Source organism: Actinotalea sp. JY-7876 (assembly GCF_014042015.1).
Taxonomy (GTDB): Bacteria; Actinomycetota; Actinomycetes; order Actinomycetales; family Cellulomonadaceae; genus Actinotalea.
In genome coordinates this window covers 3,160,374-3,180,296 of sequence record NZ_CP059493.1, presented here as the reverse complement: position 1 = coordinate 3,180,296, position 19,923 = coordinate 3,160,374, and the positions used below count along the sequence as shown (strand labels likewise).

General features: G+C 75.0%; 19 protein-coding genes. 11 read left to right on the top strand and 8 right to left on the bottom strand.

The genetic code is table 11. The features are described 5' to 3' along the window. Window positions 1-185: 185 nt before the first annotated feature. Window positions 186-620 (top strand): VOC family protein, encoded by a 435-nt coding sequence (locus H2O74_RS14635; RefSeq protein WP_182112246.1) that lies wholly within the window; start codon window positions 186-188, stop codon window positions 618-620. A 4-nt stretch (window positions 621-624) separates the two neighbouring features. Here the strand turns inward: H2O74_RS14635 and H2O74_RS14630 are convergent, their stop codons facing one another. Further along, window positions 625-2,592 (bottom strand): alpha-glucuronidase, encoded by a 1,968-nt coding sequence (locus tag H2O74_RS14630; RefSeq protein WP_182112245.1) that lies wholly within the window; start codon window positions 2,590-2,592, stop codon window positions 625-627. Between the two features lie 81 nt (window positions 2,593-2,673). On the opposite strand from H2O74_RS14630, the gene H2O74_RS14625 reads away from it, so the two are divergent. After that, window positions 2,674-4,134: a serine hydrolase gene (locus H2O74_RS14625; RefSeq protein WP_182112244.1), complete on the top strand. Its 1,461-nt coding sequence runs from the start codon at window positions 2,674-2,676 to the stop codon at window positions 4,132-4,134. Here the strand turns inward: H2O74_RS14625 and H2O74_RS14620 are convergent. After that, the gene (locus H2O74_RS14620) at window positions 4,106-4,894 is read right to left on the bottom strand and encodes a tryptophan-rich sensory protein (RefSeq protein WP_182112243.1); all 789 of its coding nucleotides are present in this window, start codon (window positions 4,892-4,894) and stop codon (window positions 4,106-4,108) included. The genes H2O74_RS14625 and H2O74_RS14620 overlap by 29 nt on opposite strands. A gap of 37 nt (window positions 4,895-4,931) precedes the next feature. Further along, on the bottom strand, window positions 4,932-6,452 hold the full coding sequence (locus tag H2O74_RS14615; protein ID WP_182112242.1) for an alpha-N-arabinofuranosidase: 1,521 nt from the start codon (window positions 6,450-6,452) through the stop codon (window positions 4,932-4,934). A 47-nt stretch (window positions 6,453-6,499) separates the two neighbouring features. Here H2O74_RS14615 and H2O74_RS14610 point away from each other — a divergent pair, with 47 nt between their 5' ends. Then, on the top strand, window positions 6,500-7,468 hold the full coding sequence (locus tag H2O74_RS14610) for an NAD-dependent epimerase/dehydratase family protein (RefSeq protein WP_182112241.1): 969 nt from the start codon (window positions 6,500-6,502) through the stop codon (window positions 7,466-7,468). Between the two features lie 51 nt (window positions 7,469-7,519). Further along, window positions 7,520-9,076, top strand: a complete 1,557-nt coding sequence (locus H2O74_RS14605; protein ID WP_182112240.1) for an OmpA family protein — start codon at window positions 7,520-7,522, stop codon at window positions 9,074-9,076. Between the two features lie 3 nt (window positions 9,077-9,079). Here the strand turns inward: H2O74_RS14605 and H2O74_RS14600 are convergent, their stop codons facing one another. After that, window positions 9,080-9,544, bottom strand: coding sequence for a tRNA (cytidine(34)-2'-O)-methyltransferase (locus H2O74_RS14600; RefSeq protein WP_182112239.1), 465 nt, complete (start codon window positions 9,542-9,544; stop codon window positions 9,080-9,082). 60 nt (window positions 9,545-9,604) lie between these two features. Between H2O74_RS14600 and mgrA the strand changes: the two genes are divergently transcribed. Then, entirely contained in the window at window positions 9,605-10,633 is a 1,029-nt protein-coding gene (gene mgrA / locus H2O74_RS14595; RefSeq protein WP_182112238.1) for an L-glyceraldehyde 3-phosphate reductase, read from the top strand. A 33-nt stretch (window positions 10,634-10,666) separates the two neighbouring features. Here the strand turns inward: mgrA and H2O74_RS14590 are convergent, their stop codons facing one another. Further along, window positions 10,667-11,215 (bottom strand): GNAT family N-acetyltransferase, encoded by a 549-nt coding sequence (locus H2O74_RS14590; RefSeq protein WP_182112237.1) that lies wholly within the window; start codon window positions 11,213-11,215, stop codon window positions 10,667-10,669. Next, complete coding sequence (locus H2O74_RS14585; RefSeq protein ID WP_220457972.1) at window positions 11,212-11,604, bottom strand: DUF952 domain-containing protein; 393 nt, start codon at window positions 11,602-11,604, stop codon at window positions 11,212-11,214. Before H2O74_RS14585 ends, H2O74_RS14590 begins: the two co-directional genes overlap by 4 nt. Window positions 11,605-11,667: 63 nt before the next feature. Here H2O74_RS14585 and H2O74_RS14580 point away from each other — a divergent pair, with 63 nt between their 5' ends. Then, window positions 11,668-12,255 (top strand): hypothetical protein, encoded by a 588-nt coding sequence (locus tag H2O74_RS14580; protein WP_182112236.1) that lies wholly within the window; start codon window positions 11,668-11,670, stop codon window positions 12,253-12,255. 88 nt (window positions 12,256-12,343) lie between these two features. Next, entirely contained in the window at window positions 12,344-12,484 is a 141-nt protein-coding gene (locus H2O74_RS14575) for a hypothetical protein (RefSeq protein WP_182112235.1), read from the top strand. Between the two features lie 56 nt (window positions 12,485-12,540). Here the strand turns inward: H2O74_RS14575 and H2O74_RS14570 are convergent, their stop codons facing one another. Next, window positions 12,541-13,590: a LacI family DNA-binding transcriptional regulator gene (locus H2O74_RS14570; protein ID WP_182112234.1), complete on the bottom strand. Its 1,050-nt coding sequence runs from the start codon at window positions 13,588-13,590 to the stop codon at window positions 12,541-12,543. Window positions 13,591-13,675: 85 nt separating this feature from the next. On the opposite strand from H2O74_RS14570, the gene H2O74_RS14565 reads away from it, so the two are divergent. From H2O74_RS14565 to H2O74_RS14550, 4 genes are all read left to right on the top strand, one after another. After that, window positions 13,676-14,122 carry an L-rhamnose mutarotase gene (locus tag H2O74_RS14565; protein ID WP_182112233.1) on the top strand — a complete coding sequence of 149 codons (447 nt, stop codon included), beginning with the start codon at window positions 13,676-13,678 and terminating at the stop codon, window positions 14,120-14,122. Between the two features lie 418 nt (window positions 14,123-14,540). Continuing rightward, window positions 14,541-15,737, top strand: coding sequence for an L-rhamnose isomerase (gene rhaI / locus H2O74_RS14560; RefSeq protein WP_182112232.1), 1,197 nt, complete (start codon window positions 14,541-14,543; stop codon window positions 15,735-15,737). 4 nt (window positions 15,738-15,741) lie between these two features. Beyond that, window positions 15,742-17,805, top strand: a complete 2,064-nt coding sequence (locus tag H2O74_RS14555; RefSeq protein ID WP_182112231.1) for a bifunctional aldolase/short-chain dehydrogenase — start codon at window positions 15,742-15,744, stop codon at window positions 17,803-17,805. Then, window positions 17,802-19,286 (top strand): rhamnulokinase family protein, encoded by a 1,485-nt coding sequence (locus tag H2O74_RS14550; protein WP_182112230.1) that lies wholly within the window; start codon window positions 17,802-17,804, stop codon window positions 19,284-19,286. The genes H2O74_RS14555 and H2O74_RS14550 overlap by 4 nt, the downstream gene beginning before the upstream one ends. Window positions 19,287-19,466: 180 nt before the next feature. On the opposite strand, the gene H2O74_RS14545 is transcribed toward H2O74_RS14550, so the two are convergent. Beyond that, a complete protein-coding gene (locus H2O74_RS14545) occupies window positions 19,467-19,808 on the bottom strand; it encodes a hypothetical protein (RefSeq protein WP_182112229.1) in 342 nt (113 codons plus the stop codon). Window positions 19,809-19,923 lie beyond the last annotated feature (115 nt).

Here is a 19,923-nt window from a genome sequence, read left to right as displayed (position 1 = left end):
TCGGGCGGCGGCCCGGTGCTCTCGCGCGCCACCAGCTCGACGGCGAGGTCGATCTTGGTCGGGACGGACATCCTCGCAACATTCTGCGGCGAGGCTAGCGCGCGACGAGCGGCGCCTCGCCGATCGCGTGCGCGAGCGCTTCGTGAAGCCTTCCGCCATGGCGTAGGCGGTCCTATCGTCGGTCCATGGCGATGAGCTTCCAGGTGACGGTGGACTGCGCCGACCCGCACGCGCTCGCGGACTGGTGGGCGGAGACGCTCGGCTGGGAGGTCGAGCCGTCGGACCCGGACTTCATCCGGTCCATGGTGTCCCAGGGCCACGCGTCCGAGGCGGACACCACCACGCACCGGGGCGTCCTCGTCTGGCGCACCGGCGCCGCGATCGGCCACCCGGACGGCGCGGGTCCGGCGGCGCGGATGCTGTTCCAGCTCGTGCCCGAGGGCAAGACCGTCAAGAACCGCATGCACCTCGACCTGCGCCCCGGGGACGGGGACGCCGACGCCGTCGTCGCCCGCCTCCTCGAGCGGGGCGCGACCTTCCTGCACACGGGCTCGGAGGGGCCGCAGAGCACCTGGACGACCCTGGCGGACCCCGAGGGCAACGAGTTCTGCGTGGCCTGACGCGTCAGTGGATGCGGCGCCCGTGGGCGTCGGGGACGCCGGACTTGCGCAGGACGTACGTGTTGAGCTGGTCGCGCCACTCGCGCGCGCTGCGCCGCTGCTCGGCCAGGCGCTCGGTGACGCGCGCGAAGACGTCGTCGGGCACGACGCCCTCGAGCCCGGCCCACCGCTCGGCCATCGCGTCGACGGCCTCGACGCCACGGAAGTGAGTGTCGTAGACGTGCTGGGCGACGCCCACGCCGCTGTGCAGCACGTGCGTCCACGGGACGTGGTGGAAGAACAGCAGGAGCTCGTCCGGGCACTCGGTCAGCGACTCGTAGACGTCGCGCCACGGCTCCGGGTACTGACCGGTGTACCCGGTGCCCGTGGCGCGCGTGCGGTCGACACCGATGCCGTCGCGGTCCGCGAAGTGGTAGGTGCCCCATGGCGTGTACTCGTACCCGTCGACGTCGGGCCCGTAGTGGTGGCCGGGCCGCACCATGAAGCCGACGCCGAGCGGTGCGGTGTAGTCCTCGTAGGTGCGCCACGAGCCGTCCATGACGTCGTGCAGGGCGGCCCGGAGCTCGGGGTCGTCGCCGAACGTGAGGCCGATCCACTCGTCGAGGACGTCGACGGCGGGCAGCGTCGGGTCCCACGCGAGGCGGCCGAACGCGTAGAGGTTCGCCTGTGCGAGGGGGTGGCCGGTCCAGAACTCGTCCGTGCCGACGTTGGAGACGGCCACGAGGCCGGCGCCGCGCCCGCCCGGCCCGTGCCCGGCCGCGAGGTCCGCGACGGTCGTGCCGGCGCCCCAGGGCCGGAACCCGAGCACCTCGGACCACTGCGGGCCCAGCCAGCACACGTGCCGCTGCTGCCCCGTGTACTCCTGCGTGATCTGCAGCTCCACCGCGAGGCGCGTGCGCGGCACGGCCGCGATGACCGGGGAGATCGGCTCGCGCGTCTGGAAGTCGATCGGACCGTACTTGACCTGGAGCACGACGTTCTCGTCGAACCGGCCGTCGAGCGGCGCGAAGTGGTCGTACGCCGCCCGCGCGCGGTCGGTCGAGCGGTCGCGCCAGTCCTGGCGGTGGTCGTAGACGAAGGCGCGCCAGAAGACGGTGCCGCCGTGCGGTGCGACCGCGCGCGCGAGCAGGTTCGCGCCGTCGGCGTGGTCGCGGCCGTACGCGAACGGGCCGGGCTGCCCCTCGGAGTCCGCCTTGACGACGAAGCCGCCGAAGTCGGGGATGCGGGCCCACACGGCCGCGGCCGCGCGGGTCCACCACGCGCGCACGTCGTCGTCGAGCGGGTCCGACGTCGCCAGGCCGCCGACAGTCACGGGGGCCGCGAACGAGACGGACAGGTGGGTCCGGATGCCGTGGCGCCGGAAGATCGCCGCGAGCGCCGCGACGTCGTCCAGGCCGTCGGTGAGCAGGTGCGCCTCGGCCCGGCCGACGTTGACGTTGTTGACGCTCACCCGGTTGACGCCCGTGGCGCCGAGCAGGCGCGCGTACTCGCGCACCCGCGTGAGGTCCGCGCGCAGCCTGCCGTCGAGCCAGAAGATCGAGTCGCCCGCGTACCCGCGCTCGACGTGCCCCATGACCGGGTGCACGCTCAGGTTGTCCCAGTGGTCGAGCATGCGGATCGGCTCGACCGGCTCGTGCCGCCCGAGGAACCCCGGGCCTGGGGCGCCGCCGGCGGCGTGCCGCACCAGGTGGTGCAGCCCGTAGAGCAGGCCCGGCCCGCCGCCCGCACGCACGACGACGACGTCGTCCTCGCGCGTGACCTCGAAGCCCTCCTCGCCCACGCCGTCGTGGCCGGTCGTCAGGACGACCTCGGCGCCCGCGGTCTCGCGGAGCAGGGCGCCCCCCCACCGGGCGGCCGCGCGCTCGACCTCGTCGCGGACGGTCTGGACGACCTCGCCGTCACCGACGACGGCGACCCGCTGGGCGCCGATCCAGGCGAAGGCGCGGTCCGGGAGCCAGGCGGGGTTCGTCATGCGCCCGAGGGTAAGGTCACCCGCCCTCGCCACCCACCTGGTGGTGCGCGGGTCGAGCGGTCCGGTGGCACGCTGAGCACCATGCCCGAAGACGACCTCGCCCTGCCGCGCGTCACCCCCGAGGAGCAGGGCGTCGCCTCGACCGCGCTGCTCGCCCTCGTCGACGCCCTCGAGGCGGTGCCGGAACCCCACGGGCTCGTGGTGGTCACGCGCGGGGCGGTCGTCGCCGAGGGCTGGTGGGCCCCGTACGGCCCCGAGCGCCCGCACCAGCTGTTCTCGCTGAGCAAGACGTTCACCGCGATCGCCGTCGGGCTCGCGGAGGCCGAGGGCCTGCTCTCCGTGGACGACCTGCTCCTCGACCACCTCAGCCTGGAGGAGGGCGAGCCGGACCCGCGGCTGGCGCGCATGCGCCTCGAGCACCTGCTGACGATGACGACCGGGCACCACGAGGACACGACCGAGCGCGTCATCGCGGAGCACGACTGGGTGCAGGCGTTCCTGAGCCTGCCCGTCGAGCACGAGCCGGGCACGCACTTCGTCTACAACACGACCGCGACGGCGATGCTCTCGGCCGTGGTCCAGCGCGTCACGGGCCAGCGGCTGCTCGACTACCTCACGCCCCGTCTCCTCGACCCGCTCGGCATCGCCGGCGCGACGTGGGAGCAGGCGCCGACCGGGTTCGACGCGGGCGGCTTCGGCCTGGCCGCGCGCACCGAGGACGTCGCGCGCCTGGGCGAGCTCCTGCGGTGCGACGGCGTCTGGCGCGGCCGGCGGCTCCTGCCCGAGGGCTGGGTCGCCCGCGCGAGCGCCGCGCGCACGCCGTCGGTCGGGACCACCGTGGACTGGGACCAGGGCTACGGCTACCAGCTGTGGCGCGGGCGGCACGGCTCCTTCCGGGGGGACGGCGCGTTCGGGCAGTTCTGCGTCGTGCTGCCGGACCAGGAGACGGTCGTCGCGATCACGGGCGGGACGCCGGACATGCAGGGCGTGCTCGACGCCATCTGGGCCCACCTGCTCCCCGCGGTCGCGAGCGCGCCCCTGCCGCCCGACCCGGCCGCCCACGCGCGCCTGGTCGAGCGCCTCGGGTCACTGCGGCACGACCCGCCCCTCGGCCGTCCGCCGCACGCCGGGCCCTGGCGGGGCGCCATCGAGGCGGTCGTGGACCCGAACCCGTCCGGCGTGACGGGCCTGCGCGTCATGACGGGGGACCAGCACACCCTCGTGTCCTTCGGTGTGGGGGACACCTGGCAGACGGTCCCGGCCCCGCACGGCCGCTGGCACCCCGACGAGATCACGCTCCCGTGGGACCTGCCCGCGCGGCCGGGCCACCGCGAGCCCGTCGTGGCCGCGGCGCGCGTGGACGACCACGGCGACCTGCGGGTGACGGTGCGCCTGATCGAGACGCCGTTCGTCGCGGACGTGCGGGTCTCGCGCGACGACGAGGACCTCACGGTCACGGGCGAGGCCAACGTCGCGTTCGGGCCCACGACCACGGGGCCCGTCCGCGCATGGGTCAGCGGCGAGGTGCCGGCCGACGCGTGAGCCGGACCACGACGGCCGACCCGAGCGTCACGGCCGCCGCGATCCCCGCGGCGACGGCGACCGCGGTGTCGCGCGGCTCGTCCGTCGTCCGGGCGATGGCCACCCACGTCAGGCCCCACGCGAGGGCGAGGGCGACGGCGATGCGGCCGCGGGTCCACAGCGCATAGGCCAGGCCGATGGCGGCCGCCGCCGCGAGCAGGACGACCGACCAGCCGGTCGCGCCCAGGCCGAGCTCGCCGACGTCGGACGCGGCCAGGGCGGCGGCCGTGTTCGCGATGGTGGCGATGGTCACCCAGCCCAGGTACAGCCCGAAGGTGCCGTCGACCACCAGCGTCTCGAGCCGCGAGCGCGGGGGCACCTCGCGGAGCACGGTCATCAGCAGCACCAGCACGACGAGCAGCGCGACGATCACCGCGACGCTCAGCCACAGGATCCCGGCCTGCACGACGCCGATCCACGCCGCGTTGAGCAGCATCGACGCGGCCGCCAGCCAGCCGGTCCGGCGCTGGCGCGCGTCCGTGCGCTGGGCGGGCAGCACCTGCCAGACGGCGTACGCGAGCAGGCCCGTGTAGATCACCGACCAGATCGAGAAGGCGGGCGAGCCGGGGGCGACGGGCGTGGCCGTGGCCGAGAGCGCGCCGTCGGCCGCCTCCGCGACCGGCGTCCCTCCGAGCGCGCCGGACCCGAGGAACGCGCCGGCGATCGCGAGGAGGGACAGGACGAGGACGCCGATCTGGCGCGTCAGGTCGGAGCGCGGCATGGCACGAGCCTCACAGCCGCGCCGAGGGGCCGCATCTTCAGCCGCGCGCGGCTGTGCCCTCCCAGGCGGTCCAGGACTCGGGGGCGAGGGTGAGGGTGCTCGACCCGGGGGCCGGGACGCTGCTCAGGCAGCGCTCGGCCACGCGGGCGGCGTGCTCCGGGCCCGCGACCGCGGGCTCGTGGTCCGCCACCAGCCGCGTGCCGGTGCCGAGCCGGACGTCCAGCCCGGTGTGCTCGAGCGTCACCTCGACCGGCTCCGGCGAGCGGTTGGTGCAGAAGAGCGCGAAGCGACCCGTCGCCTCGTCCCACGTCGCGGCAGCAGTGACCAGCGGCGTCTCGCCGTGGCGCGTCGTCGTCGTGGGGGACTCGACGCGCAGGTCCAGGGCCGAGCCCGACGCGAGCCGCGCCGTCGCCGCGAACGGGTGGAAGGTGGGCTGGCGCCACGCCTCGCCGCCGGGCTCGGTCATGATCGGTGCGATGACGTTGACGAGCTGCGCCAGGCACGCGACGGCGATCCGGTCGGCGTGGTTGAGGAGCGTCACGAGCAGGTCGCCGACGACGACGGCGTCGAGGCCCGAGTACACGTCCTCGATGATGCGCGGGGCGTCGCGCTGGAGCGGCAGGTTCGACTCGCCCGGGAACCGGGTCTTGAGGTACCAGACGTTCCACTCGTCGAACGAGATGGTCATGCGCTTGTCGGACCGGCGGCGGGCGGCCACGGCGTCGGCGGACGCCTCCACCCGGCGGATGAACGTGTCCATCGCCGTGCCCGACGCGAGGAAGGTCGCGCGGTCGCCGTCCATCTCCTCGTAGTAGGCGTGCATCGAGATGTGGTCGACGACGTCCCAGCAGTGCTCCAGGACGGTGCGCTCCCACGCGCCGAACGTGTCCATCTCCATCGACGACGAGCCGCACGCCACGAGCTCGATGCTGGGGTCCACCAGGCGCATGGCGTGGCCGGCCTGGGCCGCGAGGCGGCCGTACTCGTCGGCGCTCGTGTGGCCGATCTGCCAGGGGCCGTCCATCTCGTTGCCCAGGCACCACAGGCGCACCCCGTAGGGCTCGGTGCGGCCGTTCGCGATGCGCAGGTCGGCCCACCGCGACCCGGCCTCCCCGTTGCAGTACTCGACCAGTGCGGCCGCCTCGGCGACGCCGCGCGTGCCGAGGTTGACCGCCATCATCGGCTCGACGCCCATGCGCTCGGCCCACTGCAGGAACTCGTCGGTGCCCACGAGGTTCGGCTCGACCGTGCGCCACGCGAGGTCGATGAAGGGCTTGCGCTCGGCGACCGGCCCGACGCCGTCCTCCCACACGTAGTTGGAGACGAAGTTGCCGCCCGGGTAGCGCACGACGGTGGCCCCGAGCTCGCGCGTGAGGTCGGCCACGTCCTGCCGGAAGCCGTGCTCGTCGGCCGTCGGGTGGTCGGGCTCATGGATGCCGGTGTAGACCGCGCGGCCCAGGTGCTCGACGAACGAGCCGAAGAGGCGTCGGTCCACGGGACCGACGGTGAAGTCCGGGTGCATGATCACGCGCGCACGCGTCGTCGTCGACTCGCTCATGTGCAGATCACATCATGTTTGCGCTCACATGAGCGACACTGGCCGACGTGAGGCTGCTCGCAATCGGTGCGACGGGGTTCCTCAGCGGCGCCGTGGTGCGGGTGGCGGCCGCGCGCGGTCACGACGTCGTCGGGCTGAGCCGGCGCCCCGGGGCACTGCCGCCCGGGGTCCGGGCCCTGCACGCGGACCGCGACGACGCCGACGCCCTGCGCGCGGCGCTCGCCTCGCTGGGGGACTGGGTGCCCGACGCCGTCGTCGACTCGTGCGGCTACACCGTCGCGGGCGCGCAGGCCGCGGCGGCGGCGCTCGCGGACGTCCCGGCGTACGCGTACGTCAGCAGCATCAGCGCCTACTCCGGGTGGCCGCCCGGCCCGGTGCGGGGCGAGGACGACCCGACCTTCGGCCCGGACGCGGACCTCGACGACTACGGGCCCATGAAGGCGCAGAGCGAGCGGGTGCTCGCGGCGGGGTTCGGCGACCGGCTGCTCGCCGCCCGGGCGGGGCTCATCATCGGGCCGGGCGACGGCACCCGGCGACTGACCTCGTGGCTGCACCGGATCGCGACGCAGGACCGCGTCACCGTGCCCGCCTCCGACGTCCCCGTGGCCTTCGTGGACGCGCGCGACCTGGCGGGGTGGCTCGTCGCGATGGTCGAGCGCGGTGAGGCGATGCCGGCGGGGCCGGTCACCGCGACCGGGCCCGCGGGGATGACGACCTTCCACGGGATGCTCGAGGCGTGCCGCGCCGCGGTGGCCGCGGCGGGCGGCACCCCGGCGGCGCTCGTCCCGGTGCCCGAGGAGGCGCTGCTCGCCGCGGGCGTGGAGCCCTGGCGGGACCTGCCGTTCTGGCTGCCCGACGACGTCGCCCGTACCGCCTGGGACGTCGCGACCGACCGGGCGCGCGAGCTCGGCCTGCCGACGCGGCCGGTCGAGGAGTCCGTCGCGGACGCCTGGCGCTGGGTGCTCGACACCGGGTTCGAGCACCCGCCGCTCGACGCCCGGCTCCACCGGGCGTGAGATGACCATGGACGCTACGGTGTGCGGCGATCCCGCGAGACAGGAGACCGCATGCGCCGCCCTGCCGTTCGAGGAGCCGCCCTCGCCCTGAGCGTGGCACTGCTGGCCGCCTGCGGCGGCGGAGGCGAGGGGTCCGGCCCCGACCCGGTCCCGGCGTCGCCGACGCCCACGCCGGTGGACACGAGCGCCGTGGCGGCCACCTCAACGCTGCACCTCGACGGCGTGGACGTCGAGGTCGAGGTCCTGCCGGTCGTGCGGACCGGCGACCATGCGGTGCTCACGCTGGACCTGACGATGCCGGACGTCGGCGAGGACCCGATCCTGCTGGGCCTGGCGCTGGGCGGCACCGGCGTGCTGACCCTGCCCGTGCTCGCCGGCGTGCGCCTGGTGGACCTCGAGCGCGACGTGGTGCACACCGTCGCGACCGACCCGGGCGGCTACGCCGTCACCACGGTGGACGGCGCCGTCGCGCTCTACCCGGGGACGACGCTGCGGGTGCAGACCGCGTACGCCGCGCCACCGGCGGACGTCACGTCGATGGGCCTGTTCCTGCCCGGGGGGCCGTACCTGCCCGAGGTCCCCGTCGTCGAGGGCGAGGTGCCCGAGCCGGACGCGCCCGGCGACACGCCGGAGGAGCCGACCGAGCGGCTCGTCCTGGAGACGGTCGTCGAGGCGCCGGTCGCGGGCCTCGAGTCGTTCACCGCCGAGCTCGCCGGCGCCGTGCAGACGCTGACGACGACCGAGGAGGTCCAGGTCACGCTCGGGTCCGACGTGCTGTTCGCCGTCGACTCGGCCGACCTCACCGAGGGTGCGCAGGCGGCGCTCGACGTCGCCGCGGGCCACCTCGCCGGTCGTGAGCCGGGGACGGTGACGGTCGTCGGCCACACCGACGACGTCCTGGACGACGCCTACAACCAGGACCTGTCGGTGCGGCGCGCGCAGGCCGTGGCCGCGGCGCTCGCCGAGCGCGTCGACACGGACCGGTTCGAGATCGTCGCCGAGGGCCGCGGCGAGTCCGAGCCGCTCGTCCCCAACACCGACGACGCGAGCCGTGCCCAGAACCGGCGCGTCGCGCTGACGCTCGCGTCGCAGATCACGCAGACCGTCGAGGTCCAGACGGGCGGGGAGCTGCCGCCGTTCGAGGACGGGCCGGTCGGGACCGGCGCCGAGGGGGTGCTCGTCGCCTACGCCGGCGGTACGCACCGCGTCACGGCGCCGCAGGCCCGCCGGGTCGACGGGCACCTCGTCCTCGACCTGGAGGTCGCCGCCGTGGACGAGCGCGCGCTCCACGGCGTCTCGTTCCTGTCCAGCGTCTGGAGCTACCGGGGCGCCAGCTTCGCGCCGCAGCGCTCCGCGTCCGGCGTGGTCCTGCTGCGCGGTGCGACGGCCGTGTACCCGATGGACTACCTCGACGCGGTGAGCGAGAGCGGCAAGGAGCAGTGGCTGCCGCTGACCGACCTCGAGACGCTCAGCGACATGGCACCGGGCGCCACGCGCACCTTCAGCATCGTCTACCCCGACGTCGGCGAGCTGGACGAGATCGCCGTGCAGGTCGGCGGCGGGCTCGGTCAGGCGCCGTTCCGGCTCACCGACATCCCGGTGCGCTGAGGCTCAGACGCCGCCGGGGAACCCGAGCTGGCGCCAGGCCTCGTAGACGGCCAGCGCCGCCGAGTTCGACAGGTTCAGCGAGCGGCGGCCCGGCAGCATCGGGATGCGCAGCTGCTGCGTGATGCGCGGGTGGGCCACGACGTCGTCGGGCAGGCCCGTGGGCTCCGGGCCGAAGAGCAGCACGTCGCCGTCGCGGTACCCGACGTCGGTGAAGCGCTCCGTCGCGTGCGTGGTGAAGGCGAAGACGCGCGCGTCGGGCAGGGCGTCGAGCGCGGTCGCCAGGTCCGGGTGCACGACGACGTGCGCGAGGTCGTGGTAGTCGAGGCCGGCACGGCGCAGCTTGGGCTCGGACAGGTCGAAGCCGAGCGGCTCGACGAGGTGCAGCGCCGAGCCCGTCGCCGCGGAGGTGCGGATGGCGCTGCCGGTGTTCCCGGCGATGCGGGGCTCGAAGAACATGACGTGGAGCACGGGGGAAGTCTCGCAGGCCCGCCGGCGGCCACCGTCGTCGCGCCGCACTAGCGTGGGCCCATGACTCCCCACGTCGCCGCCGACGACCGCTACGACTCGATGACGTACCGCCGCACGGGCCGCAGCGGGCTCGACCTGCCGGAGCTCTCGCTCGGCCTGTGGCACAACTTCGGGCACACCAAGCCGTTCGAGACGCAGCGCGCGATCCTGCTGCGCGCGTTCGACCTCGGCATCACGCACATCGACCTCGCCAACAACTACGGCCCGCCCCCGGGCTCGGCCGAGGAGGCGTTCGGCCACGTGCTCGCGAGAGACCTGCGGCCGTACCGCGACGAGCTCGTCATCTCGACCAAGGCCGGCTACGACATGTGGCCGGGCCCGTACGGCGACGGCGGCTCGCGCAAGTACCTGCTGTCCTCGCTCGACCAGTCGCTCGCGCGCATGGGGCTCGACCGGGTCGACATCTTCTACTCCCACCGGCCCGACCCCTCGACCCCGATCGAGGAGACGATGGGCGCGCTCCACACGGCCGTGACCAGCGGCAAGGCGCTCTACGCGGGCATCTCGAACTACTCGCCGTCGCAGACGCGCGAGGCGGCACGCGTGCTGGGCGAGCTCGGGACGCCGCTGCTCATCCACCAGCCCTCCTACTCGATGTTCAACCGGCACGTCGAGCGCGTCGCCGAGGGGGAGACCGAGACGCTGCTCGACGTCGTCGGGGACCTCGGCATCGGGACCATCGTGTTCTCGCCGCTCGCGCAGGGGCTCCTCACCGACCGCTACCTGTCGGGCGAGGTGCCGGCCGACTCGCGCGCCGCCGTCGGGCACTTCCTCACCGCCGAGCGGATCTCCCAGACCTACCTCGCGCGGGCGCGCGCGCTCAACGACATGGCGGCGGAGCGCGGTCAGAGCCTCGCGCAGCTCGCGCTGTCGTGGGTGCTGCGCGACGAGCGGATCACGTCGGCCCTCATCGGCGCGAGCAGCGTCGCGCAGCTCGAGGACAACGTCGCCGCGCTCCGGGCCGCGCCGCTCACGGCCGACGAGCTCGCGGCGATCGAGGAGCACGCGGTCGACGGCACGGGTCGCTGACGGCGGCCTCTGGCGGCCCTGGGGGCCCCGCCGTCAGCGGGCGAGGGCGAGCGGCTCGATCTCCGGCCGGGGATCCGTGCGCAGCCGCGCGTGGGTCTCGACGTCGAACCGCTCGGCGCCGTAGCGCAGCTTCGCCCGCTCGATGCCCTCGGCGGTGAACCCGGCGGCGGTCGCCACGCGGCACGACGCCGGGTTGTTGACCCGGTGCCCGAGCTCGAGGCGGAAGAGGCCGAGCTCGTCGAAGGCCCAGCGGGCGACGGTCGCCACGGCGCGGGTCGCGAGGCCGCGGCCGCGTGCGCTCGCGGTGAGCCAGTACGACGTCCACGCCGTGTCGTGGCGCGGGTCGAGGTGGCTGATGCCGACCGTGCTGACCGCGACGCCGTCGACCGTGATCGCGTGCAGGCCGCGGTCGAGCAGGTGCGCCGTGATGTAGTCCGCGCAGTCCTCGACGGTGCGCAGGGCCGCGCCGCCCAGCTGGGTCGCGAGGTCCGGGCTCTGGGCCACGGCGTCGCGCAGCGCCGGCGCGTCCTGCACGGTCCACGGCCGCAGCGCCGCCGTCGCGCGGTCCAGCCCGGCGCTCATCCGCGCACGGCCGCGACGAGGGCTGCCCAGTCCGCGCCGCCCCCGTCGGCCTCGGGGACCGCGAGCGTCCGGACGACCGCCTCGACCGGGAGCGGCGCGTACAGGTGCGGGTAGCGCTCCTCGCCGCCCTCCAGGTTCTCCCACCGCACCTCGACGCCGTGCCGGGCGAGTCGGTCGAGGTCCACGACCAGCAGCACGAGGTCGGCGGCGGCGTCGTCGCCGTGGACGGCGGCCCCGACGGCCGGCAGCTGGGCGGGCGTCGCGGCGTGGACGTAGCCGACCTGCTCGAACGACGCGCCCCGGGTCGATCGCTCGTACACGCCGCGCTCGCGGGCGGCGTCCCAGTACGTGCGCTCGGCGAGGTGCAGGACGGTGGGGGCGATGGCCATCCGAGCACGGTAGCGGCCTCCCGCGGCGCTCAAGGGATGATGGCGGCGACCAAGGAGGTGGCAGTGCGCGTTCCCGGAAGCTCTCGCCTGGAGCTGATCAGCGAGGTGCTCGTCGTCGGTGCGGTGGTGGCGGTGCTGAGCCTGCCCGTCGTGACGGCGGTGCCCGCCCTCGCCGCGGGCGCGCGGCGGGTGCGGCGCGGCGCGGACGGGTTCGCCGAGCCGCCCGTGCGGACGGTCGTGCGGGACACCGGCCGCGCCCTGCGGGACTGGTGGGCGCTCGCGCTGGGCGTCCCGCTCCTGGTCCTGCTCGTCGCGATCGACGTCGTGCTCGCGCGCTCCGGCGCGCTGCCCGGCGGCACCGCGGTGCTGGTCGTCGTCGCCGCCGTGGCCGCCGTGGGCGCCGTCGTCGTGCTGCGCGCGTGCGGCACGTGGGAGCCGGGCACGCGCCCGGGGCCCGCGCTGCGGGAGGCGGCGCGCGTGAGCGGGGCCGACCTCGTCGGTTCCGCCCTGCTGCTCTCCGCGGCCATCGCCTCCGGGGTGCTGGTGTGGATGCTCCTGCCGCTCGCCATCGTCGCGGGCGGCCTCCTCGCGCTCGCGACCGTGTCCGTCGAGCGGCGCTGGGCCCTGCGGCTCGCGGGGGTCGACGGCTGACCCGGATGCGGGTGCCGTGGGCGCCGGCGTGCGCGCGGCGCCTTCAGCGGGCAGGATCTTCACACGTGCATCACATCCGGAGGTCATCATGAGCCTTGCCGACATCGCACGGCGGGCGACGTCGACGCCGCCCGAGCGGCGTGAGGGCGGTCAGCAGGCGGGTGCGAGCCAGTCGCCGATCTACGACGAGCTCATCGCCGAGCGCGGGGACCCGACCTCGAAGTCCTGAACCCTCGACGTGCTCAACCGCAGCGCTGCGGCGCCGCGGTCGGGCCGGGTCGATCCCTACGCGCCCGAGGAGGCGCGGACCACCAGCTCGGGCTGGAAGAGCACCTGGCGCTGCGCGTCCGGCGCGGGTTCCCCGGCGCGCGAGCGCAGCAGGAGGTCGGCCGCCACGCTGCCGAGGCGGCGCGTCGGCTGACGCACGGAGGTCAGCGGCGTCGTGAGCATCGACGCGAAGTCGACGTCGTCGTAGCCCACGACGGCGATGTCCCGCGGGATGTCGAGACCGTGGACCCATCGCAGGGTGCGCATCGCGCCCAGCGCGGTGAGGTCGTTGACGCAGAACAGCGCGGTCGGTCGGTCGCGTCCGCCTGCCTGCGCCAGGAGCTGGTTGGCCCCCCGCTCGCCGCCCTCCGCGTTGAGGAAGGGCACCGTCACCTCGACGAGCGCCTCGGCCGGGTCCAGGCCGGCGTCCTCGAGCGCGGCGACAGCGCCGGCCCGCCGGTCGACGCACTGGCGGATGCTCGCGGGCCCGTTGATGAACGCGATGCGCCGGTGCCCGAGGTCGAGCAGGTGCTCGACGGCCATCGCGCCGCCCGCGACGTCGTCGACGGCGACCGAGGCGAGCTCCGGGCTGGGTGAGGGCCGGTCGAGCAGCACCACCTCGACGCCGCGCGCGTGCAGGTCGAGCAGGTGGTCGACGTCGGCCGTCGCGGGTGTGACCAGGAGCCCGAGGACGCCGTGCTCCTCGAAGAGCCGCAGGTAGCGCGCCTCGCGCGCCGGGTCCTCGTCGGAGCTCGCGAGCATGAGCATGTGGTCGTCCTGGGCCAGCCGGTCCTCGACGCCGCGCGCGACCTCGGTGAAGAACGGGTTGGCGATGTCGAGCAGGACGGCGCCGACGGTGGTGATGGTGCCCGCGCGCAGCTGGCGCGCGCTGCCGTTGGGCACGAAGGACAGCTCCTCGATGGCCGCCTGGACCTTCTCGCGCGTCGTGGGGGAGACCCGCTCGGGGCGGTTGAGGACGTTCGAGACGGTGCCGAGCGAGACGCCGGCCTGGCGCGCGACGTCGCCGATGCTGGCGCGCACGGCGCCCCGGCGAGGTGTGCGGGCCATGGGTCCTCCGGGATCGGTACGGTCATTGTGCCCGTGGAACGGTTCAAGGACGAGACGGCGCACACGGGTCGCCGCTGGAGGTCCCATGGCTCGCGTGTGCTTCGTGTCCCGCATCCGTCCCGACCAGGTGGCGGCGTACCGGCGACGGCACGCCGAGGTGTGGCCCGAGATGCTCCAGGCGCTGCACGAGACGGGGTGGCGCGACTACACCCTGCACCTCGCGCCGGACGGCCTGCTCGTCGGGGTGGTCGACGTCGACGACTTCGACGCCGCCCGCGACGCCATGGCCCTGCGTGAGGTCAACGCGCGCTGGCAGGCCGAGATGGCCGAGCTCTTCGGCTCCGACGGGCCCCCGGACGAAGGCTTCGTCCCGCTCGAGACGGTCTTCGACCTCGACGCCCAGCTCGCCGCCGCAACCCCGCCCACCCCCACCCCGCCCACGCCCACCCCGCCCACCCCCACCCCGCCCACCCCCACCCCGCCCACCCCCACCCCGCCCACCCCCTCGCCCCCCACCCCGGCCGCCCGCTGACCGGTTTTGGTGCCGATCCGGGTGCCCGGACGCCCGGATCGGTGCCAGAACTGGGCCGTTCGACCGGCGAGGGCGGGGATCGGCGCCAAAACGCGGCGGGTGGTCGGCGGCGGGGCGGGTGACCGGCGGTCGCCTCACCCGCCTCACCCGCAGCGACCGCCGTCCACGACCGGCCGCCCGCTGACCCGCTTTTGGGGCCGATCTGGGTGCTCCGACGCCCTGATCGGTGCCAAAACCGGGGCGGGGGTCGGCGGCGGGGGGTCGGCGGCGGGGGGTCGGCGGCGGGGGGCGGGGGGTCGGCGGCGGGGGGTCGGCGGCGGGCGGTCGGCGGCGGGGCGTGGAGCGGGGGCGGGGCGGTTGACCCGGTTCGGTGGGGCGCCTATCGTTCGTGAAACGTTTCATTCGAGGAGTAGACACTGTGAGCACCGGGACGACGACGTCATCGGCTGCCGGGCGACGGGCCGCGGCCCTCGCGGCACTCACCGAGCAGACCATCGAGCTGCCGAGCTGGGCCTTCGGGAACAGCGGCACGCGGTTCAAGGTGTTCGCGCAGGCCGGCGTGCCGCGCGACCCCTACGAGAAGATCGCCGACGCCGCCCAGGTGCACCGGTACACGGGCGCCGCGCCGCGCGTCTCGCTGCACATCCCGTGGGACAAGGTCGAGGGCTACGCCCACCTCGCGGCGCACGCGGCCGACCAGGGCGTGACCATCGGCGCGATCAACTCGAACCTGTTCCAGGACGACGACTACATGCTCGGGTCGCTCACGCACCCCGACCCCCGCGTGCGCGCCAAGGCCGTGGCCCACCACCGCGAGTGCCTCGACATCATGCGCGCGACCGGCTCGCGCGACCTGAAGATCTGGCTCCCCGACGGCCTCAACTACCCCGGCCAGGACGACCTGCGCGCGCGTCAGGACCGCCTCGCGGAGGGGCTCGCGGAGATCTACGCGGGCCTGGACCCCGAGCACCGGATCATCCTCGAGTACAAGTTCTTCGAGCCCGCGTTCTACGCGACCGACGTGCCGGACTGGGGCACGTCGCTCCTGCACTGCCTCGCGCTGGGTCCGCAGGCGATGGTCGTGCTCGACACCGGCCACCACGCGCCCGGCACCAACATCGAGTTCATCGTCGCGCAGCTGCTGCGGGTGGGCCGCCTGGGCGCGTTCGACTTCAACAGCCGCTTCTACGCGGACGACGACCTCATGGTCGGGGCGGCGGACCCGTTCCAGCTCTTCCGGATCATGAACGAGATCGTCGCGGCCGACGCCCTGCGCCCCGACTCGGGCGTGAACTTCATGCTCGACCAGTGCCACAACATCGAGCCCAAGATCCCGGCCCAGATCCGGTCCGTGATGAACGTCCAGGAGGCGACGGCCAAGGCGCTGCTCGTCGACCGGGAGGCGCTGCACGCCGCGCAGCAGTCGGGCGACGTGCTCGGGGCCAACGGCGCCCTGATGGACGCCTACAACACCGACGTGCGCCCGCTGCTCGCCGAGCTGCGCGAGAGCCAGGGCCTGGAGCCCGACCCGATGCGCGCTTACGCCGCGTCGGGGTACGCCGAGACGATCGTGGCCGAGCGCGTCGGTGGCGCGCAGGCCGGATGGGGAGCCTGACCCGATGAGCCAGACCAGCCCGACGACGAACCCGGCCGCGGCCGACCTCATCGCGCGGTCCAACCGCCTGGGCGCCGACCCGCGCAACACCAACTTCGCGGGCGGCAACACCTCCGCGAAGGGCACCGGAACGGACCCGGTCACCGGCCAGCCGGTCGAGCTGCTGTGGGTCAAGGGCTCGGGGGGCGACCTCGGCACCCTGCGCGAGGCCAACCTCGCCGTGCTCCGCCTGGACCGCCTGCGGGCGCTGGCGGACGTCTACCCGGGCGTCGAGCGCGAGGACGAGATGGTCGCCGCGTTCGACTACTGCCTCCACGGCAAGGGTGGCGCGGCCCCGTCCATCGACACGGCCATGCACGGGCTCGTCGACGCCGCCCACGTGGACCACCTGCACCCCGACTCGGGCATCGCGCTGGCCACCGCGGCCGACGGCGAGGCCCTGACGCGCGAGTGCTTCGGCGACCGCGTCGTGTGGGTGCCGTGGCGCCGCCCGGGGTTCCAGCTGGGCCTGGACATCGCCGAGATCAAGGCGGCGAACCCGCAGGCCATCGGCTGCGTCCTCGGCGGGCACGGGATCACCGCGTGGGGCGACACGTCCGACGAGGCGGAGCAGCGCTCGCTCGAGATCATCCGGACCGCGGAGCGCTTCATCGCCGAGCGCACGCAGGCGCTGGGCGAGCACCCGTTCGGCGCCGTCGTGCCGGGCCGCGAGGCCCTGCCGGCGGCCGAGCGGCGTGCGCGCGCCGCGGCGCTCGCGCCCACGATCCGCGGCCTGGCCAGCACCGACCGGCCGCAGGTGGGGCACGTCACCGACGACGACGTCGTCCTGGACTTCCTGGCACGCGAGAAGGCGCCGACGCTCGCCGAGCTCGGCACGTCGTGCCCGGACCACTTCCTGCGGACCAAGGTCAAGCCGCTGGTCGTCGACCTGCCGGCCGACGCGCCGCTGGACGACGTCGTCGCGCGGCTGCGCGAGCTGCACGAGGCCTACCGCGCCGACTACGCCGCCTACTACGAGCGCCACGCGACGCCCGACAGCCCCGCGATGCGCGGCGCGGACCCGGCCATCGTGCTCGTGCCCGGCGTCGGGATGTTCTCGTTCGGCAAGGACAAGCAGACGGCGCGCGTGGCGGGCGAGTTCTACGTCAACGCGATCAACGTGATGCGCGGCGCCGAGGCGATCAGCACCTACGCGCCGATCGACGAGGCCGAGAAGTTCCGGATCGAGTACTGGGCGCTCGAGGAGGCCAAGCTCGCGCGCCTGCCGAAGCCCGCGCCGCTCGCGACGCGGGTCGCGCTCGTCACGGGTGCCGCCTCGGGCATCGGGCGCGCGATCGCGGAGCGCCTGGCGGCCGAGGGCGCCTGCGTCGTCGTCGCGGACCTCGACCTCGAGCGCGCGCAGGAGGTCGCGGCCGGCATCGGCGGCCCCGACCGCGCGATCGCGGTGCGCGCCGACGTGACGTCCGAGGACGACGTCCGCGCGATGGTGGACGCGGCGGCGCTCGCGTTCGGCGGCGTCGACCTGGTCGTCAACAACGCCGGGCTGTCGATCTCCAAGCCGCTGCTCGAGACGACGACGGCGGACTGGGACCTGCAGCACGACGTCATGGCGCGCGGCTCGTTCCTCGTGGCGCGCGAGGCGGCGCGGGCGATGATCGCGCAGCGCATGGGCGGCGACGTCGTCTACATCGCCTCGAAGAACTCGCTCTTCGCGGGGCCGAACAACATCGCCTACTCCGCGACCAAGGCCGACCAGGCGCACCAGGTGCGGCTGCTCGCGGCCGAGCTGGGCGAGCACGGCATCCGGGTCAACGGGGTGAACCCCGACGGCGTGGTGCGCGGGTCGGGCATCTTCGCGGGCGGCTGGGGCGCCAAGCGCGCGGCCGTCTACGGCGTGCCGGAGGACGAGCTGGGCCAGTACTACGCGCAGCGCACGCTGCTCAAGCGTGAGGTGCTGCCCGAGCATGTGGCCGCGGCCGTCTTCGCGCTCACGGGTCCGGACCTCGTGCAGACGACGGGCCTGCACGTGCCCGTCGACTCCGGCGTGGCCGCCGCCTTCCTGCGGTGAGCCGGGCCTTCGCGGCGGTCGACCTCGGCGCGTCCAGCGGGCGGGTGGTCGTCGGGCGCGTGCTCGGCGCACCCGGCGAGGAGCGTGTCGAGCTCGACGAGGTCCACCGGTTCGCCAACGAGCCGGTCGTCGTCGACGGCACGCTGCAGTGGGACGTGCTGGCGCTGCACCGCGGCGTGCTCGCCGGGCTGCGTGAGGCGGCGCGGCGGTACGGGACGCTCGCCGGGGTCGGGATCGACGGCTGGGCGGTGGACCACGGGCTCCTCGACGCCGACGGCGTGCTCCTGGGCAATCCGGTGCACTACCGCGACGCGCGGACCGACGGCGTGCCCGAGCGCGTCTTCGCCACCGTGCCGGCGGCCGAGCTCTACGCGCGCAACGGGCTTCAGGTGCAGCCGTTCAACACGGTGTTCCAGCTCGTGGCCGCCGCCGGCACCGCCCGGCTCGCCGCGGCACGCGGGCTCCTCCTCGTGCCGGACCTGCTGTCCGCGTGGCTCACCGGGCCCACCGGCGCGCGCGGCGCGGAGGTGACCAACGCGTCGACGACCGGACTGCTCGACGTGCGCACGCGGACGTGGGACGCGGACCTCGCGGCCCGGCTGGGCATCGACCCCGCGCTGCTGCCGCCGCTGCGCGAGCCGGGCACGGTGATCGGGCACGTCGCCGACGACGTGCGCGCCGCCATCGGTCACCCCGAGCCCTTGCCGGTGCTCGCGGTCGGGTCGCACGACACGGCGTCGGCCGTCGTCGGCGTGCCCGCGGGGGAGCGCGCCGCGTACGTCTCGTGCGGCACGTGGTCGCTCGTCGGCCTCGAGCTCGACGCGCCGGTGCTCACGGAGGCGAGCCGGCTCGCCAACTTCACCAACGAGCTCGGCGTCGACGGGACCGTCCGGTACCTGCGCAACGTCATGGGCCTGTGGCTGCTCGAGGAGTGCCGGCGCGCCTGGCGCGACGCCGGGAGCGCCGCGGACCTCGCCGAGCTCCTGGCGGCCGCCGCCGCGGCCGAGCCGCTGCGCACCGTCGTCGACGCCGACGACGCCGTCTTCCTGCCGCCGGGCGGGATGCCCGACCGCATCGCGGCGCAGGCGGCGCGCACCGGCCAGCCGGTCCCGGGCACGCCGGGCGAGGTCGTGCGCTGCATCGTCGACTCGCTCGCCCTGGCCTACCGCCGGGCGGTCGGGGAGGCGGCGGCGCTCTCCGGTCGCGAGGTCGACGTCGTCCACGTCGTCGGTGGTGGCTCGCAGAACGCGCTGCTGTGCCGGCTCACGGCCGACGCGACCGGGTTGCCCGTCGTGGCGGGCCCCGTCGAGGCCGCCGCGCTCGGCAACGTGCTGGTCCAGGCGCGCGCCGTCGGCGCGCTCGCGGGAGACCTGCGCGCGCTGCGTGCCGTGGGCGCGCGCGGGCAGCAGCTGACGCGCTACGAGCCGACCGGCGACGTCGACGCCGCCGCCTGGACGCAGGCCGAGGCGCGCCTGCGCTGACCCGGCGGGACCCGGCGGGACCCGGCGGGACCCGGCGGGAACGCAGGCGCGCCGGCCGAGGGCCGCGCGGCGCGGGGGACCGCCGCGAGACCCTCCTCCGGGTCGTCGCCGACACGCCCCCGTCATCGGCACGCCGGGCGGCGAGGTGAACGTCACCCGGCAGATCTCACCCGCACCGCGTCAGGCGGCGAGCGCGACCTCGTCCGCCTCGGCGGTCCCCGCGAGGACCGCGGTGGCTGTCGCGGCGGCGGTACGACGGGCGCGCAGGAGCACGACGATCGTCATGACGGCGATGGGGCCGTTGACGATCAGGGGCGCGCCGATCCAGAACGACTCGATGAGCACGGCGTAGGTGAACCACAGCAGCGATCCCGCGAGCGAGATCACCTGGGTGCTCAGGGCGATGCCCGACAGGAGGTGCGTGCTGCGGCGTGCTCTCCACACGCGGACGCCCTGGGGGACCCACAGCAGGAACGAGGTCAGCGAGGCGATCATCCCGATCGCCTCCGTGGCGGCGTGCATGGTGCTCCGTCTTCCGGCGGGGGTGTGCCGGCGTGGTTCGGCCCGCGGACCTGGTGGGCGCCGCGGGGTGGGCGCGCGAGCGCGCCGCACAGGTCATCGGCGCGCGGCGTCGCGG

Coding starts and splice junctions, on each gene's coding strand:
- H2O74_RS14615 (WP_182112242.1), bottom strand. CDS start 6,452: ATGAGCGAGTCGACGACGACGCGTGCGCGCGTGATCATGCACCCGGAC.
- H2O74_RS14555 (WP_182112231.1), top strand. CDS start 15,742: ATGAGCCAGACCAGCCCGACGACGAACCCGGCCGCGGCCGACCTCATC.
- H2O74_RS14605 (WP_182112240.1), top strand. CDS start 7,520: ATGCGCCGCCCTGCCGTTCGAGGAGCCGCCCTCGCCCTGAGCGTGGCA.
- H2O74_RS14575 (WP_182112235.1), top strand. CDS start 12,344: ATGAGCCTTGCCGACATCGCACGGCGGGCGACGTCGACGCCGCCCGAG.
- H2O74_RS14620 (WP_182112243.1), bottom strand. CDS start 4,894: ATGCCGCGCTCCGACCTGACGCGCCAGATCGGCGTCCTCGTCCTGTCC.
- H2O74_RS14585 (WP_220457972.1), bottom strand. CDS start 11,604: ATGGCCATCGCCCCCACCGTCCTGCACCTCGCCGAGCGCACGTACTGG.
- H2O74_RS14635 (WP_182112246.1), top strand. CDS start 186: ATGGCGATGAGCTTCCAGGTGACGGTGGACTGCGCCGACCCGCACGCG.
- H2O74_RS14565 (WP_182112233.1), top strand. CDS start 13,676: ATGGCTCGCGTGTGCTTCGTGTCCCGCATCCGTCCCGACCAGGTGGCG.
- H2O74_RS14630 (WP_182112245.1), bottom strand. CDS start 2,592: ATGACGAACCCCGCCTGGCTCCCGGACCGCGCCTTCGCCTGGATCGGC.
- H2O74_RS14570 (WP_182112234.1), bottom strand. CDS start 13,590: ATGGCCCGCACACCTCGCCGGGGCGCCGTGCGCGCCAGCATCGGCGAC.
- H2O74_RS14590 (WP_182112237.1), bottom strand. CDS start 11,215: ATGAGCGCCGGGCTGGACCGCGCGACGGCGGCGCTGCGGCCGTGGACC.
- mgrA (WP_182112238.1), top strand. CDS start 9,605: ATGACTCCCCACGTCGCCGCCGACGACCGCTACGACTCGATGACGTAC.
- H2O74_RS14625 (WP_182112244.1), top strand. CDS start 2,674: ATGCCCGAAGACGACCTCGCCCTGCCGCGCGTCACCCCCGAGGAGCAG.
- H2O74_RS14545 (WP_182112229.1), bottom strand. CDS start 19,808: ATGCACGCCGCCACGGAGGCGATCGGGATGATCGCCTCGCTGACCTCG.